General features: G+C 40.6%; 15 protein-coding genes. 2 read left to right on the forward strand and 13 right to left on the reverse strand.

Annotated elements, in window-relative coordinates; translation table 11 throughout:
• Window positions 1-7: 7 nt before the first annotated feature.
• From PSH48_RS02625 to PSH48_RS02670, 10 genes are all read right to left on the reverse strand, one after another.
• Window positions 8-823: a type II secretion system F family protein gene (locus PSH48_RS02625; RefSeq protein ID WP_273610840.1), complete on the reverse strand. Its 816-nt coding sequence runs from the start codon at window positions 821-823 to the stop codon at window positions 8-10.
• Complete coding sequence (locus PSH48_RS02630) at window positions 820-1,695, reverse strand: type II secretion system F family protein (protein WP_273610841.1); 876 nt, start codon at window positions 1,693-1,695, stop codon at window positions 820-822. Before PSH48_RS02630 ends, PSH48_RS02625 begins: the two co-directional genes overlap by 4 nt.
• Entirely contained in the window at window positions 1,688-2,986 is a 1,299-nt protein-coding gene (locus PSH48_RS02635) for a CpaF family protein (protein WP_273610842.1), read from the reverse strand. Before PSH48_RS02635 ends, PSH48_RS02630 begins: the two co-directional genes overlap by 8 nt.
• Window positions 2,987-2,992: 6 nt before the next feature.
• Complete coding sequence (locus PSH48_RS02640; RefSeq protein WP_273587258.1) at window positions 2,993-3,760, reverse strand: hypothetical protein; 768 nt, start codon at window positions 3,758-3,760, stop codon at window positions 2,993-2,995.
• Window positions 3,761-3,824: 64 nt separating this feature from the next.
• A complete protein-coding gene (locus PSH48_RS02645; protein ID WP_024033620.1) occupies window positions 3,825-4,214 on the reverse strand; it encodes a hypothetical protein in 390 nt (129 codons plus the stop codon).
• Between the two features lie 396 nt (window positions 4,215-4,610).
• Window positions 4,611-5,288 carry a tetratricopeptide repeat protein gene (locus tag PSH48_RS02650; RefSeq protein WP_273610843.1) on the reverse strand — a complete coding sequence of 226 codons (678 nt, stop codon included), beginning with the start codon at window positions 5,286-5,288 and terminating at the stop codon, window positions 4,611-4,613.
• Window positions 5,285-7,204, reverse strand: a complete 1,920-nt coding sequence (locus tag PSH48_RS02655) for a pilus assembly protein N-terminal domain-containing protein (protein WP_273610844.1) — start codon at window positions 7,202-7,204, stop codon at window positions 5,285-5,287. The genes PSH48_RS02650 and PSH48_RS02655 overlap by 4 nt, the downstream gene beginning before the upstream one ends.
• 183 nt (window positions 7,205-7,387) lie before the next feature.
• Entirely contained in the window at window positions 7,388-7,960 is a 573-nt protein-coding gene (locus PSH48_RS02660; protein WP_055014789.1) for a tRNA-(ms[2]io[6]A)-hydroxylase, read from the reverse strand.
• A gap of 75 nt (window positions 7,961-8,035) precedes the next feature.
• Window positions 8,036-8,665, reverse strand: coding sequence for a sulfotransferase (locus PSH48_RS02665; protein ID WP_273610845.1), 630 nt, complete (start codon window positions 8,663-8,665; stop codon window positions 8,036-8,038).
• Between the two features lie 11 nt (window positions 8,666-8,676).
• On the reverse strand, window positions 8,677-9,051 hold the full coding sequence (locus PSH48_RS02670) for an MAPEG family protein (protein WP_248530871.1): 375 nt from the start codon (window positions 9,049-9,051) through the stop codon (window positions 8,677-8,679).
• A 118-nt stretch (window positions 9,052-9,169) separates the two neighbouring features.
• Between PSH48_RS02670 and PSH48_RS02675 the strand changes: the two genes are divergently transcribed.
• Window positions 9,170-10,513: a DUF2254 domain-containing protein gene (locus tag PSH48_RS02675; RefSeq protein WP_273610846.1), complete on the forward strand. Its 1,344-nt coding sequence runs from the start codon at window positions 9,170-9,172 to the stop codon at window positions 10,511-10,513.
• Window positions 10,514-10,517: 4 nt separating this feature from the next.
• Here the strand turns inward: PSH48_RS02675 and PSH48_RS02680 are convergent, their stop codons facing one another.
• The 3 genes from PSH48_RS02680 to ggt form a co-directional block, all read right to left on the reverse strand.
• Window positions 10,518-11,246 carry an SIMPL domain-containing protein gene (locus PSH48_RS02680; protein ID WP_004586601.1) on the reverse strand — a complete coding sequence of 243 codons (729 nt, stop codon included), beginning with the start codon at window positions 11,244-11,246 and terminating at the stop codon, window positions 10,518-10,520.
• A 152-nt stretch (window positions 11,247-11,398) separates the two neighbouring features.
• Window positions 11,399-13,093: an NAD-dependent malic enzyme gene (locus PSH48_RS02685; protein ID WP_004586602.1), complete on the reverse strand. Its 1,695-nt coding sequence runs from the start codon at window positions 13,091-13,093 to the stop codon at window positions 11,399-11,401.
• A gap of 142 nt (window positions 13,094-13,235) precedes the next feature.
• On the reverse strand, window positions 13,236-15,014 hold the full coding sequence (gene ggt / locus PSH48_RS02690) for a gamma-glutamyltransferase (RefSeq protein WP_004586603.1): 1,779 nt from the start codon (window positions 15,012-15,014) through the stop codon (window positions 13,236-13,238).
• A 97-nt stretch (window positions 15,015-15,111) separates the two neighbouring features.
• Here ggt and rrtA point away from each other — a divergent pair, with 97 nt between their 5' ends.
• Window positions 15,112-15,696 (forward strand): rhombosortase, encoded by a 585-nt coding sequence (gene rrtA / locus PSH48_RS02695; protein ID WP_273610847.1) that lies wholly within the window; start codon window positions 15,112-15,114, stop codon window positions 15,694-15,696.
• Window positions 15,697-15,748: the final 52 nt, after the last annotated feature.

The raw sequence follows: 15,748 nt of genomic DNA on the forward strand, positions 1-15,748 counted from the left end.
AGCGCTCCTATAGCACTTCAACCAGCATTTTTAGTACATTCATTACCTGCAGCGCCGCAGGAAAAAACACCAGTACTAAAAACATAGGAAAACAAATTAAGATAATGGGAAAGGTGGTATGCAATGCTTTTTTATTTACTTTTTTAGCTAATAAAATATTTTTTTTAAGCGCAAAGCTTTCTAATTGTGACTCAACCGCCTGTATTAATGGGGTGCCAAGCTTAAAGCCAATAAGCATTAAATTAGCTAATTTTTTTAAACTCGAAACCCCTGTTCTGTCATATAACGAATTAAAGGCTGTTTCGCGGTCTTTACCGGCACTGAGCTCAAACAAAAATAGTTTAAGCTCTTTATATAAAGGGTGTTTTTTACTTAAACCATGATCAACCGCTAAAGCGAATGCGCGCTCTAGCGAAAAGCCAGCGCGCATATACACTAACAGCACACTTAAAAAAAACTCTAAGCTATTGTTTATTTGTACTTTACGCTGGCCTTTTTTAAATAAAAACCACATATCAGGCGCAAAAAAGCTAATAAAACAGATAATGGCTACAAGCGGTGTACTTAATACATAACCAGTGATCTCTATGGCAGTATAAGCACAAAATGTGGCGGCCATTTTAAAGCAGTACATGCTCAATAAAATTTTATTTAACTGGTACCCTGCCTGTCTAAATTGGCTTTTTGAAATAACAATTAATGGATACCAATTTATATTGGTTTTGATAGGTTGCTGAACCTCAGCCTTTAATGACTGCTTTTGAATATGGATAAATGCACCCATACTCACCAATAAGCCAACAAATAAAAATAGGTCTATCATAGCGTTACCCTCAAGCTTAGGCGAAGCCATAAAAAGCCAAATAACTGGCAAAGCACAGCAACGGTAAGAAAGGCCATGCCATTGGGGTTATTTAATAGCGGATCGAACCAGGTTGGATCGGTGTAATTAAATAAAGGCACTAAAGCGTAGGGTAAAACGCCACTAAACAGCGCAGCGTATTTAGTACCAGAAAGCTTAGCTTTGAGCTGCTGGCGATCTAGCGTTCTTAACGACATCATTTTGCATACACTTTTAAGCATGTCAGTTAAATCGCACTGGCTTTGTGTATGAGTAATTATGCTATGTGCAAATAACCGCACGGTTTCACAGTTGTAGCGTTTAATTAAAGGGGCAAACGAGCTTTGTATATCACTGCCCATATTTAAGCGCTGCAGTAATAAATGACTTTGCGGTTTAATGTATTTATCGGCGTGTTCGTCGGCAAATTGCATAGCCTGAACAAGTGAAAGCCCAGTACTTAAACACGATTGTACGGTTTCTATGTACTCTAAAAATAAGTGCTCAAACTTGGCTAATTTATAGTGCGCTAAATCAATAATCACAATAAAGCAGGTTATAAATACAACCAAAGAAACGATTAATGCACTCGTAGTTGCTTGAGGATAAAAGTACTGTGCAACATACCAAGTACTGGTGGCAAGCGAGCAAGCAACGCTTATAAATAAAGCATTACTGATGTTAATCCCAAGTACCCGCAGTGACACTGTGATAATGTCTTTTTCTTCGAGTACATCGACCTCGTGCTTAGTATTTGTAGCGTGTGTTTTTACTTTAAGTGTTATAAAAACACTCAGTGCTAAGGTAAATGACATAACACTTGCTATGGCCAGTAAGTAATCAAGCTTATTCATAATTACGCTCCCTGGCCGGTTGCAGTAATGCACTTATTTCGTTTGTATTGGCACCTTGGCTTTGCATAAAGCTCACCACGCTTGAGGTACTAATTGCCTCTTCATTTACTTGCTCAGTATCACTTACGCTATACAGCGCAGAGTATTGCGCACGTGCGTCTACTCGCTTTATTTCGCCAATACTTTTTAGGGTTCTTACACCGTTTGTATTTCTAGAAACATGTACAATTAACTGAATGCTTGATGCAATTAATGCGCTGGTGTGGGTGTCGCTTAGCTGCGCGTTATGTAATTGCACTAGCGTTGATAATCGGGTTACCGCATCGCTTGCACTATTAGCATGTACGGTGGTCATTGAGCCTTGGTGGCCGCAATTCATGGCTTGCAGCATGTCTATTACTTCCCCTGCGCGTACTTCGCCTACAAGTATTCTATCGGCGCGCATTCTTAGTGCCGCTTTTACTAAATCACGCAGGGTAACGGCGCCTTTGCCATCGCTGTTGGTGTCATGCGCCTCTAATTGCACCACATGATTATGGTGCAAATTTAGCTCTGCACTTTCTTCTATAGTTACTACCCGCTCGTTAGTATTTATTGAATTAGCCAGTACATTTAATAAGGTGGTTTTGCCTGCGCCGGCATTTCCACATACTAAAATATTAACCCCTAAGGCCACCGCGGTTTTTAAAAAAGTGAGGCAGTTTTTGCTTAAAAACTTATTGTCGATTAAAAAATCATCGTTAATTTTTTTGTGGTTAAATTTTCTAATCGAAACAATAGCAGCACTGGTGCATGCCGGTGGCACTACAATATGTACCCTGCTGCCATCTTTTAGTTTGCCATCTACAATGGGAGTCAGAGCGTTAACTTGTCGAGCGCAACTATCAAGTAATCTATCAACAAAACGACGTAAGTGACGTTCATCGTCAAACTTACTGGCTGTACATAGCAATTTACCTTGCTTATCTATCCAAATATTTTGCGTATCGTTAATTAAAATATCGCTTACTTGGTCATCCAGCATAAATTGCGCTATTGGTCCTAAACCTTGTATTTCGTCGTAAACGGCTTGTACTACTTGAGCTTGTTGATGGCTGTTAAATGATGATTGTGCAAATTCGTCAATATCGCTGCAAAGGGCAGATATTTTTTCAAGCAGCGCATCATTCAGTAAAGCACTTGGGTCTTGCTCGTACTCTTCAATTACCGCATCGTGGAGAATTTTTTTAAGTGATTCAAAGGTATTTAAATTGGTTTCTACAGACTCTGGTTTACTTGATAAATTAAACATAGCGCCTCACTTAGCTACATAAACAGCTTGGTTTTTAACGCCTTTAACCACTTGAATTGTTCGGCTAGTTTGTAATTGGGAGAAATTTTGTAAGCGACCTTGTTCAATGTCATAAGCGCTGTGCACAATTATCGATACCTTATCTTGGGTATCAATTGCGGCTAACGAATACACATCTTTAGGAAGTACAGCCAACACTAATGACACACCCGCGCTGGTTGCCGGCTCTTTTTTTGCTAGGCTGTCCATCACGCCATTTTTTCGCGCTTTACTGCCAGGACTCTTTGAAATACCAATAAGCTGCACATCGCGCGCAACGGTTCTTACAAGCCGGTTTGTTTTAGCAACAATATCTAAGCGGTCGCCTTTGTGCACCCGCGATAATGGAATATCTAAAGTGGTTAATTTTAATGTATAAAGTACTCTGCCTGCGGGGATCGCCTCTGATAAATTTTGGCTTTTAACCTGCATAAAATCTGTTTCAAATAGTGGTTGTTCACCCATTTTATTAGTGGCTAATTGCTTACCAATAAAAGCGCGGGGATTTTGTATACTTAGCGCCATATTTGCATAGTTACTGGGATTTACATCTTTTTGGGCAATGTCGTGCACACTCACTACTTGCCCCGCCGACATATTTTTATTTACCACCCAGGCAGTAACTAAGTCTTGTTCGTTTACTTGTCTGATGCCAAGCGCTGAGGCCAACATGCCAGAGGTGATAAGTAAGGTGAGTGCAGCGGTAGTCGCCCCTTTATTATTTTTACTTTTCATAATTTCCTCCTGACAAATTTCACTGCCACACGGTTGTGGCAGTGTGATTTAGGTAGTTATAATTTTAATTACCTTGTGAACCACCTGCTGCTGTACGTGTTGCAGCATCGCCACTTGGCGTTGCATTAATAAGTGCAGCACTTTCACTAAAGTCAGAGGCAACAAAAGTAAACGAGCTACCATCGCCTGCGTAAACATCTACGGCATCAACATAGCCAGAGCCTGAAATTTCTGCAGTGCCTTCGGCGTTGATCATGCCATCAAATACATAGCTTTGATCTAACGAGCCAATTGCTTCTGCTACATCTTCAAGCTCGCTGGTTACAGAGTCTCGTAATGTTGATAAACCAATTACCAGTGCTGCCACCATAGAAGTTGAAAGAATAATTAGCTCAGAAGTAAGTACAAAGCCTTGTTGTTTTTTACCGTTTAAGTTGCTTTTCATAGTTTTCATAATGATCACCTTAAATGTGTTAGAGCTTATGCCCACTTTATATATAGCGAGGACCGTGCCATTAATTAAATCATTAAAAATCAATGATTTAATTTTATTATTTAAAATAAGCTTTGCTTATCCTTGTTATGATTCGCATTTTGCAAATCATTATTAAAGTGCGTTAAAACGCAAGCAGAGATTAATTAAAAGGCAAGGTGTTAACTCATTTATGGCAAGCTTTTAAAAGTAAGAGAGACGAGCAATTATTTGGGGATTATTCACAAAGCGAGATAGGTTTAAACAACGACGAGTAAGGGTATTTTAATTGTTTAGGTAGGTACGTTGCTTATACTTTTTATGAGCGGGTTTAACTAAGGAGTGCGTAGTTTAATAAAATAAAAAGGCCTTGCGGCCTTAACTTTTACAATTACCAAGTACAGAAAGTTTCGCGTAGCGCGCTGTGGCTTGGCTGTGCTGCGCATCAAAACCTATTGCCTCATTATAATAATGACACGCCAATGCGTTATCAGGTGTCGCCTCAGCTATTAGCCCTTTGTGATAGTAATAATGGCTTTTATGCGTGCCAAATTTATAGGCAAGCTCTAAATAGTTAGCTGCAATAACGTAATGCCCTTGCGCATAATAAATAGACGCCATTTGTAAATACGGTGAAGCCTCAGTACCAAATTCATCAATAGCGTATTGGGCAATTTGTTTTGCTTTGGCTAAATTACCTTGCTCAATAGCCAAGTTAATACCTAAAGATAGCGCGTTTAAAGGCGGATTAGGTAAATTAAGAAGCTTGTTTATTACCGATTGCGCCTGATTAGCACGTCCGCTTTTATACAGCGCATAAGCTGATACAGATAAAATAACCTTATTGTTTGGGTGCTCAAGCATTAACTGATTAAGCTCATGCACTAAGGTTAAACAATTAACCGCGCTTGCCCCTTCACAAGTTAAATCACTGCTGTTTAGTGCATACTTAGTAACAATATCACTTAGTGCAGTATGTGGGTTTACACTGGGCGCATAATCTATATGTGCGCAGCCCGATATACTCAGTAAAATAACGATATACATTATTTTCATAACCCTTGCTCCTTTATAAAACTGGCCATTTGGCTATCTAAATCAACTGTTTGCCACACACGTAAATTATTAACTGGCTCGCGGACTAAATTAGGGGTAACCACAATAATCAACTCGCGGTTGTTTTCGCTTTTACTGGTTGTTTCGCTTAATTTACCAAACAGGCTCTCGCCGTTTACATCGGGTACAAAGTCGTGACTAGCGTTGTTATCTGTACTAATTAAGCCACCAATAATTAAAGGTTGCCCATCTTGTAAACGGGTAGATGTTTGCATGCTGCGCGTATTAAATGCACTGCTGTTTAAACTGCTGCCGGTGCTTTGTGCTATTTCTGCTGTGAGTGTGGTGTCTGGCAATGAAATAACCGGATTTAAATCAAGGGTTATGCGGTCTTTGTCATCCACTAAAGCACGAACATTGAGCTCAACGCCGAACGATTTAAACTCAGTACCACTAAACACTGAACCGCTGTTACCTTGTTGCCCGCTGGTAACGCCAGATGGGCTGTAGCTTGTAGGTACTGGCACTTCGCCGCCGACTTTAAATACCGCGCTTTCGCCTGCAAGTACGGTAAGTGTAGGTCGCGAAAGCGTTCTTGAAATTCCCTCTTGCTCTAGCAAAGAAAACAACATATCAATGGCAAATTGCGAGGTTGATAACTGCAAGTTATTTGTTAATTGTCCGCCAATTAATTGCAGTGCGTTTTCTATTGATGCTGAGCCTGACTCACGGGCATTCATGCCTTCTAGGCCAAATAAACCTTGCTCGTTGTTATACCCATTCGAAAGCACACTAATATCTGGACGCCATTGCTTTAAGCGGCGCTGATTAACTTCATAAAGCTGCACCGACACCCTCACTTGAGGTAAGTCTTCTACTTCAATGCTTGATAGCACTTTACCTTTAGCCACCGAAAGCAAAGTTGCCCGCGCTACGTTTGAATTTACATTGCTTAAAGTCAGGCCTGAATCGCCATTTAATAACCCGCCAGACTCATTTGCGAGTACTTCAATAGCGCTTGTTTCGTTTTGCGTTGCACTACTGATAAGCCCGTTTGGATCTAGTGCCGAAGTGGGTGCTTGGCTTGCTTGCTCTGGTTCAAATAATTTATTGATGGTATTTAACAAACGCACCAGTTCAATTTGATTTTTAACTGTGCCGCTGAGCATAAACACATCGTTATCATCGTTTGATAACTCATCAACCGAAATACGTTTTACAGTTACTTTGTCAGCCCCCATCGATTTTAACACCTGCGCTATGCGCGCTTCCTTAGGCTTTGGCGCTTGCGTAACTTTAATAAGGTTAATAATCGCTACTTTACTTGAGCTTTGTGCTAAGCCATTGTTTAAATTACCCATGCCCTGTAAACGCTGCGCTAAAGAATTAAACATTCCTTGGTTAGGCGCAGAGGTAATAACAGGTTGCGCCGATTGCGAGCTACTTGCATATAAATAGTTTTTTGCCGCTTCGTGGGCTGCATGGCGATAATTAAGCGTAGGTACTTCGCCGCGTAGTACTACCGCGTGTCTATCAGGTGCGATGGTGAGCGCTAAGTTAGGGTGAATATCGTTAAGGGCATTTTCAAGTACACTGTAGTCTTCGGTCACGCCTAGTAAAAATGTTTCTGATGTGTTGTCGTCATACCACACCATCATAGAGGTGCGGCCCAACTTTTTAGCTAAAATTAACAGCTCGCGTCCGTTTACTACGTTTACATCGAGTGTGGTTTCGTGGCCTAGCGCAACACGTGCTATATCGCGGTTAAATACAAAGCGAGTATGAGTCCACTTAACTAAGTGAGATACTTTTTTTACTCTATCGCCATTGGCGTTTTCTATGTAATTTAAACTGCTTTGCTTGGCGTATACACAGCACGGTAAAAAAAGTATTACAAAAATAATGGCTTTAAACATATGCGCGTCCTCAAGTATGCGTTGGTTTAACAGAGCAAGTTTAAGACCAGCAAATATTTAGCTTTAAATTCAATAAATTAAAATGATTGGAGATATGAGCACAGGCGGCTTTAGTATTTTGATTTGCAAAATGCAAATGAAGTTAGGAGAGAAGGCACAAAGCAGTGCTTTGTGCCAAAAGTATTAATGCAGTGCGGCAGTAAAAGGAATGCTTTTACAAATTTCAGCTTCAGCGACTAGTAGCTCTTCTAAACGAACATCAACTTCTTCTTTATCAAAGTATTCGTACGCTAACTCTACAAATAAGTTTTTATGTTTTTCTTCTGATTTAGCAATCGCCACATAAAAGTCTTTTTCTTTACCCTCTGGTAATGCTTGAGCAACCAATGAAAAGCGCTCGTGGCCGCGGGCTTCAATAACGCCGCCAACCAGTAATCTATCCATTAAAAATCCATCACGGCCATGTCTAAATAAAGCGCGTATTTGTTTTATGTATGGATCTTTTTTGTCATCACCTAAATTAGTATCGCGTTCAATAAGCAGTTTAAGCACTTGTTTAAAGTGGATTAACTCCTCAAGCGCTAAATCGGTCATGGCTTTTACCAGTTTACGTTTGTCTGGGTAATGAGACAGCATAGAAATAGCCATGCCCGATGCCTTTTTCTCAGCAGCAGCGTGGTCTTGTAAAAACGTATTAAAGTCGGCTAAAACCGCTTCGGTCCATTCAAAGGGGGTGTTGTATTTTAATTCAAACATTTTTTGTACTACTTAAAAAATAATGCGGGGATTTTAGCGTATTTAATAGTAAAAATCTTGCCGCGCAGGGCAAAATTAACGCATATAAGGTAAATGCTTATCTATGCGCCCTTTTGCTGTTGAGTCAATTTTTAATGGGTGTTTAATATCGTTCCATGCGGTCACTTTGCCGCCTATGTTCATTTTTTCAAAGTCGGTGCGCTCGCTTTTAATGCCTAAAAACGCAGTAAGCAGGGCAAAACTTTGTGGCTTTGCTATATCAATTTCTAAGTAGTCGTTACTGCGATGCTTAAAATACTCACGCGCGTTTGCTAAATGTGTGTTGTAGCACTTTGCTAAATAATCATCTTGGTTAATATTATCAATCGATAAGTCAGTAAAGGTCGTTAAGTAACAGCGCTTTATATGAATATTAAAACCACCGTCTGGGCGCGTTAAATTAGTATGCATTCGCAGCAGCAATTGCCTAATTGAGGCAATCCAGGGTGTTTTTTCGCGCGCTAAATATATAAATTTAGCGCCGGGGTAATGGCTATCTAATGCTGGGTAGTCATTAAAAACAGGGGTATCGGCTATGGCTGTGGCGTTTTCAAAACAATGCGAGGTGTACGCAGTGTGCGCCGTGGCAATGCCAAACTCTAAAAAAGCGTGGCATACACTAGTGGTGCCTGTACGCGGAAGCCCTATTATAAATATTTTACTCATAACAGCTATTACTAACTATTGCGTGTTACAAGCAACAAAAAGGCACTAATAACCATCACTAAAAAGGTGGCAATGGTACCAATTTGGCGATACTTAAGGTTGTTTTCAACAATGCCTAAATTGTGAAAAACGCGGCCTATTAATAATGCGCCACCTAAAATATTACAATAATGGCTGGCAAGGCCTTGGTATTCGGCTAAAAAAAGCAAAATAATCGCAAAGGGTACGTATTCCATAAAATTAGCATGGGAACGCACAGCACGTTGTAATTTAGGGTTGCCGTTATCGCCAAGCGACACTTGCTCGCTGCGGCGCACTTTGATCACATTAAAACTCAAGTAAATATAATAAAACGCTAAAAGCGCAGCATACGTAGAAACTATCACGGTGTTGTCCTGTTTTATTTTTGGCAATAATAACATAGTTTTGCACAATCATAAGTTTACTTAGTAACTATGCTACAGTGTGTATTAGTTGAATTTTATAACGCAATGAAAGGAATTTATGTTTGTCCCTCGCAAAGTAGCCGACCGCTATCGTGAAATGATCAACAGCATTGGCTTTTACCCTTCTGTACTTTCGGTTGGTTTTTTACTTTTTGCTGTAATTACCATGTCGCTTGAATACATAGCGCCTGTAGAGCAGCTCAAGGCGTTTATATCTGTTGTGCTGGTAGATAGCGCCGAAAATGCCCGCACCATTTTAAGCACGCTAGCAGGCAGTATTATATCGCTTACGGTGTTTAGTTTTTCTATGGTGATGGTGGTTTTAAATTCGGCCAGCGCCAGTTTATCTCCGCGGGTTGTACCTGGGCTTATTACCCGTAAGTCGCATCAAATGGTATTGGGCTTTTATTTAGGCAGCATAATTTACTCAATTATTATGCTCATTAATATTAATAAACTTGAAGGTGGCGATACCGCTATTCCATCGCTTGGGGTGCTGCTGTCATTGGTGTTTGGCTTAGTATCACTTGGCTTGTTTGTATTTTTTATACATTCAATATCTAAAGCCATTCAAGTAGATAATGTACTTAACGGTTTATTTAGCCAAACTAAACGCGAAATTAAAGCCATTGTTGATAGGCAATCAGAAAAACCATTCACTGACTTTCCAGATTTTACACAGTGGCACTCAGTTAATAGCACCACCGAGGGTTATTACAAAGGGGTGCATACAGATAAGTTATGCGCCATATTAGCCGAGGAAAATATTCGGGTGTATATCTCGGTAAACCAAGGTTACTTTACCGTTAAAGGCTATCCGTTTTTAAAATGCGATAAAGACATTTCTAACAACGAAGAACTTATTGCAAAAATTTTAGACTGCTTTATTTTTTATATAGAAGAGTACATTAGCGATCATTACCGTTATGGATTAACGCAAATTTCAGAAATTGCCGTTAAAGCAATGAGCCCAGGTATTAACGACCCCGGTACAGCGGTTAAATCGATAGATATGCTGAGTATTTTATTAATTGAGCGCCTGTCGCTTAACGATACAAATTATTCGTTTAAACACAGCGACAAAGTCCCGTTACTCTTTATACACGAAACCAGTTTTGATGAGTTACTGCACGATAACTTTACGCCACTGCGTAATTACGCAAAAGGCGATGCGTATGTAATGACGAACGTTTTAGAGGCATTTAAAAATATATTGTTTGTAGCGCATGGCAATGATGCAGCCCGAAACAGCCTATTTAATTACTTAAATGCCATTGTAGATGACATAAACGAGCATGTAAGTAACGAATACGACAGACAAGAAATTACCAACATGCTTAACGCGATTGCACGTATTAGCAAGCCACAAGGGGGTAAACTAGTGGCTCGTTTTACCTGCTAACATACTAGTCAATAAAGTAAACCGCATAGCTAGACGCTGTTACTTTAATTTCTCCAGCATGATACGCATCAGGAACAAAATTACCGGGTGCGCTATCTGCCACCATCATGGTTTTTTCTGAGCGAGCATAAGGCTGCGCAGGTACGTTCATTGGGCTTAGCGACGCCGTATATAACCCTTTAAGCTCAACGCCGTAATCGGCACTTAATTCTTTGGCGGCTTTACGGGCATCTTGAATGGCCAGTTTTTGCGCCTGTTTGTGTAGCTCTTCATAGTTGCTCGCTAAAAATTGCGTTTGGTTTATTTGGTTAATGCCGTTATTTACTAGGTTTTGTAACAGCTGAGGGTATTTTTCGATTTGCGAGAGTTTAACGCTTAAAGTGCGCGACACTCTAAAGCCTTTAAACTCTTGCTCGCCAGAGCTTCTGTTGTATTGGCTTTCGCGATTTATAGAAATATGCCCTGCATTAATATTACCGTCTTTAATGCCAAGCTCTTTTACTAATTTGATCGCTTTGGCCATGGTTTTATCGGCCTTGTTTTTAGCATCAATTAGGTCTTTATCTATTTCTACAATGCCTACGCTTAATTGTACGTAGTCAGGCATAGTGGTTACGGTTGCTTCACCTTTAACATAAATATGAGGAGCGTTAGGTGTTGAGTTTGCATGCGCATCAACACTTAAGGTACTTAAGGCAATTGCGCTACTTAGTAAAAGAATGTGTGTTTTCATTGCATTATCCATTGTATTTTTGTTGTCACCATTAAAGAGCCTACGTGGTTAACAATAAATGAACAAGCACAAAAAAACAGGCAATTGCCTGTTTTTTGTAACTAGCTGTAACGCAACGTACAGCCTTATTTACTTTACGTTACTCAGCGTAATTAAATGCTGCAACGTTTGTAGTTACGGTATTTAGGTAACCAGTAATTTCTATCAATAGCAGCCCACAGTGCATCATCGCTAATCTCAAGAGCTACGCCCTCTTCAATTGCTTTTTTAGCCACTGCAAATGCAATACGCTTACTTAACGTTTCAATTTCAGTCAGTGCAGGTAATAAGCTGCCTTTACCGGTGTTTGCACGTGGTGATGACTCTGCAAGCATTTCGCTCGACATACTCAGCATTGCATCGGTAATGCGTGTTGCTTTTGCTGCAATTACACCTAGGCCAATACCTGGGAAAATATAACTGTTGTTACATTGTGGAATTGGGAACACTTCACCATTAAATTCTACTGGCTCAAATGGGCTACCCGTTGCTACAAGTGCTTTACCTTCAGTCCATTTAATAACATCAGCTGGGTGTGCTTCAACCTGCTTAGATGGATTACTTAATGGGAAAATAATCGGTTGTTCACAGCCTGAGTGCATAGCGCGGATAACTTGCTCGGTAAATAAGCCCGGTTGACCCGATACACCAATTAAAATATCAGGTGCTGCACAGTGCATTACATCTAATAATGAAGCGTATTCGCCGCTGTAAGTCCACTCGCTTAATGCAGCTTGTGGTTGCGCTAGAGCTTGTTGGAAATCGCGTAAGCCTTCCATGCCTTCAGTGAGTAGGCCAAAACGGTCAACCATAAATACTTGGCTGCGCGCTTGTGCTTCGCTAATGCCTTCAAACACCATTTGGCTAATAATTTGCTCGGCAATACCACAACCGGCTGAGCCTGCGCCAACAAATACCACTTTTTGCTCGCTAAGGGTTGAGCCTTTAACACGACACGCAGCTAATAAAGAGCCTACAGTTACTGCTGCAGTACCTTGAATGTCATCATTAAAGCTACAAATTTCGTTACGGTAGCGTTTAAGTAATGGCATAGCGTTTGGCTGTGCAAAATCTTCAAACTGCAGTAATACATTTGGCCAGCGACGTTTAACCGCTTTAATGAACAAGTCTAAAAACTCATCGTACTCATCTTGCGCAATACGCTTATGACGCGCGCCCATGTACATAGGGTCATTAAGAAGTTTTTCGTTGTTAGTACCTACATCAAGCATTACAGGTAATGTGTACGCTGGGCTAATACCACCACACGCTGTGTAAAGTGATAACTTACCAATAGGAATACCCATGCCACCAATCCCCTGATCGCCTAGGCCTAAAATACGTTCGCCATCGGTAACCACAATTACTTTTACTTTGCCTTTGGTGGCGTTACGTAGAATGTCGTCAATTTGATAGCGATCTTCGTAAGAAATAAATAAGCCACGTGCACTGCGGTAAATATCTGAGAATTTTTCACAGGCATCACCAACTGTTGGCGTGTAAATAATTGGCATCATTTCTTCAAGATGATCACGCACTAAACGGTAGTAAAGTGTTTCGTTGTTATCTTGAATGGCACGCAAGTAAATATGCTTGTTTAAGTTATCGTTAAAGCTTGAATACTGCTGATAACAACGCTCAACCTGCTCTTCAATTGTTTCAAAACGTGGAGGAAGCAAACCCGCAAGGTTAAAGTTTTCGCGTTCTTTTTTACTAAACGCGCTTCCTTTGTTTAAAAGCGGAGTTTCAATTAGGCCAGGGCCAGAGTAAGGAATATAAAGGTAGTTAGGATCAGTATTAGTTGTCATATTTCCAGGCTTTAACGGAGTCTTAAGTTATGATCTGCCATTATCATTGTAAAAGGTTAAATTGCAATGACAATTAAGCTTGTCAGACCATTGAGAGAAAACACATGCAGGCTTCACTGCCTGCATGGCTATTATACATAAATTAAAATTTGATAGTGGCGTTTTTGTCAGTTAAATCCGACAAAGCAACCCCTTCACGGCGCGGATCAGCACCGCCATACAATTTATTGTTTTTAACCTCTACGGCATGTAAGCCAGAGTTTAAATCAAGTACGCGTACAGCATGGCCGCGTTTAGTTAATTGTGGGGCTATGGCTTCAAGTGCGGTGCCTTTTTCAAGGCTCGTGTAATCGTTACGATTGGTGGTTCTTGGCAGGTTAATCGCCTCTTGCGCCGATAAGTTCCAATCCAGTACACCAATAACCACTTGCGCTACGTAATCAATGATACGGCTGCCACCTGGCGAGCCAACCACTAAGCGTAAGCTGCCGTCGTTGTTAAACACCATTACCGGCGACATAGAGCTGCGTGGGCGTTTGCCCGCCTCAACGCGGTTAGCTACTAATTTGCCGTCAATGCGTGGCGAAAGCGCAAAATCGGTTAATTGGTTATTTAAAATAAAGCCATTAACCATCACAGTTGAGCCAAATGCCATTTCAATTGAACTGGTCATTGATACGGCATTACCAAAGCTATCTACAATGGATACATGCGATGTTGATGGCAACTCAAAAGAATCATCTTTTGCGTAGCTTAAGTAGCCTACCGGATTACCTGCAACTGCTTTTGTGTCTTGCTCAGTAATAAGCTTGGCGCGCGATGCAATGTACTTTTTATTTAACAGCTCTTTGGTAGGCACTTGTGTAAAATCAGGGTCGCCCATGTACATATTACGATCGGCAAATGCTATGCGTGAGGCTTGGCTAAAGTAATGAATTGCCTCTTCGCTATTAGGTTTAAGCGCGCTCATGTCTTTGTGTTCAAGCAAGCCTAAAATTTGTAATACCGCTACACCACCACTGCTCGGTGGTGCCATAGAGCACACATTATAAGCACGGTATTTAATACATACCGCGTCGCGTTGCTTGCTTTTGTAATTAGCCAGGTCTGATTCGCTTAATGTACCCGGTGCAATTTTTGAATTTTGCACTGCGTTTACCATTTGCTTAGCGTTATCGCCTTTATAAAATGCATCAATGCCTTGTTTAGCAATGTCTTTGTATAAATTAGCTAAGGGCTGATTTTTTTTAATCGTACCGGCTTTAATTAATTCGCCATTAGGGTAAAAGTACTCGTTAATCACCGGCATACTCATTACACCTGGGTTTAATTGGCGTGCCAATAAACCGTGTAAACGTGGCGACACCTCAAAGCCCTGCTCGGCAAGTTTAATAGCGGGTTTAAATAACTCGCTCCACGCAAGTTTACCGTATTGTTGATGTGCACTTGCAAAGGCATGCAAAATACCTGGCACACCCACAGAGCGACCGCCAACAACTGCTTCAATCCACTTAACGGCTTTACCGTGTTTATCTAAAAACAGGTTTTCGTCTGCATTTTGTGGCGCGGTTTCACGGCCATCAAAGCTTGTAAGTAGGTTATCGGCTTTGTTGTAGTACATCATAAATGTACCACCACCAATGCCCGATGATTGTGGCTCAACTAAGGTAAGCACTAATTGCGTTGCAATTGCCGCATCTACCGCGCTTCCGCCTTTAGCTAAAATCTGTTGTCCGGCTTGTGAGGCATACGGGTTGGCCGCGGCCACCATGTATTGATCACCAGTTACTAATTGTTTTTGTACAATTGAGGTGGTGGCTTCTGGCTCACGAATTTCTAATTTTGCAGGTTCTTTTGCTATTGTTGGCAGCGTTACTGCAAACAAACCAATAGTAAATAATGACTTAAGTTTAAAATGCATAAAAATACTAAAAACACTTAATTACGTAGTTGTATTTGGCATCTTAAAGTTAAACGGGCACAATATGCAAAAATTTTGACTAAAAAAACATAATAAAATGCTTAATTTACCGCTACAACCTCGTTATTTACTTCCGCCATTATTTTTGATGCTTTTTAGTATTGTTTTTGCTGCATTTGATTTAAATAATTTACTTGAATTTAACCGAGCGCTCATTGAAAACGGTGAAGTTTGGCGAGTGTTTACCAGTCAATTTGTACATGCTAACTGGGCGCATTTAGGATTAAACGCATTAGGCGTATTTTTAATTTGGTTACTGCATGGCGAATACGCATCACCTGCACGTTATGCCTTTAATGTGTGTTTTTTAGCACTGTGGTGTGGACTCGGCGTATTATGGTTTTGCCCTGCTATATCTATATACACGGGGTTAAGCGCCCTATTGCATGGTGTCATTATTTGGGGAGCGGTGAAAGACATTACCCAGTCGCTTAAATCGGGTTATTTATTATTTATAGGTGTGTGGATAAAAATAATAATGGAGCAAGTAAACGGCCCCGATGCCAGTATTGGCCAATTAATTGATTCAACCGTTGCCATTGATGCGCACTTAATTGGCGCGGTGGGTGGCACATTGCTTAGCATACCTTTAGCAATTAAATACTTAAAAAATAGCGATTAAGCTTTCCAATATTAATAAAAACGCCGCGTTAGTTAACGCGGCGTTTTTGTTT

Source organism: Pseudoalteromonas sp. Angola-4 (assembly GCF_028599265.1).
GTDB classification, from domain to species: domain Bacteria; phylum Pseudomonadota; class Gammaproteobacteria; order Enterobacterales; family Alteromonadaceae; genus Pseudoalteromonas; species Pseudoalteromonas atlantica.

What these genes read in the sequence shown, in the direction of transcription:
- PSH48_RS02625 (WP_273610840.1), bottom strand. Translation starts at nt 823, where the DNA reads ATGATAGACCTATTTTTATTTGTTGGCTTATTGGTGAGTATGGGTGCA.
- PSH48_RS02630 (WP_273610841.1), bottom strand. Translation starts at nt 1,695, where the DNA reads ATGAATAAGCTTGATTACTTACTGGCCATAGCAAGTGTTATGTCATTT.
- PSH48_RS02635 (WP_273610842.1), bottom strand. Translation starts at nt 2,986, where the DNA reads ATGTTTAATTTATCAAGTAAACCAGAGTCTGTAGAAACCAATTTAAAT.
- PSH48_RS02640 (WP_273587258.1), bottom strand. Translation starts at nt 3,760, where the DNA reads ATGAAAAGTAAAAATAATAAAGGGGCGACTACCGCTGCACTCACCTTA.
- PSH48_RS02645 (WP_024033620.1), bottom strand. Translation starts at nt 4,214, where the DNA reads ATGAAAACTATGAAAAGCAACTTAAACGGTAAAAAACAACAAGGCTTT.
- PSH48_RS02650 (WP_273610843.1), bottom strand. Translation starts at nt 5,288, where the DNA reads ATGAAAATAATGTATATCGTTATTTTACTGAGTATATCGGGCTGCGCA.
- PSH48_RS02655 (WP_273610844.1), bottom strand. Translation starts at nt 7,204, where the DNA reads ATGTTTAAAGCCATTATTTTTGTAATACTTTTTTTACCGTGCTGTGTA.
- PSH48_RS02660 (WP_055014789.1), bottom strand. Translation starts at nt 7,960, where the DNA reads ATGTTTGAATTAAAATACAACACCCCCTTTGAATGGACCGAAGCGGTT.
- PSH48_RS02665 (WP_273610845.1), bottom strand. Translation starts at nt 8,665, where the DNA reads ATGAGTAAAATATTTATAATAGGGCTTCCGCGTACAGGCACCACTAGT.
- PSH48_RS02675 (WP_273610846.1), top strand. Translation starts at nt 9,170, where the DNA reads ATGTTTGTCCCTCGCAAAGTAGCCGACCGCTATCGTGAAATGATCAAC.
- PSH48_RS02680 (WP_004586601.1), bottom strand. Translation starts at nt 11,246, where the DNA reads ATGAAAACACACATTCTTTTACTAAGTAGCGCAATTGCCTTAAGTACC.
- PSH48_RS02685 (WP_004586602.1), bottom strand. Translation starts at nt 13,093, where the DNA reads ATGACAACTAATACTGATCCTAACTACCTTTATATTCCTTACTCTGGC.
- ggt (WP_004586603.1), bottom strand. Translation starts at nt 15,014, where the DNA reads ATGCATTTTAAACTTAAGTCATTATTTACTATTGGTTTGTTTGCAGTA.
- rrtA (WP_273610847.1), top strand. Translation starts at nt 15,112, where the DNA reads ATGCTTAATTTACCGCTACAACCTCGTTATTTACTTCCGCCATTATTT.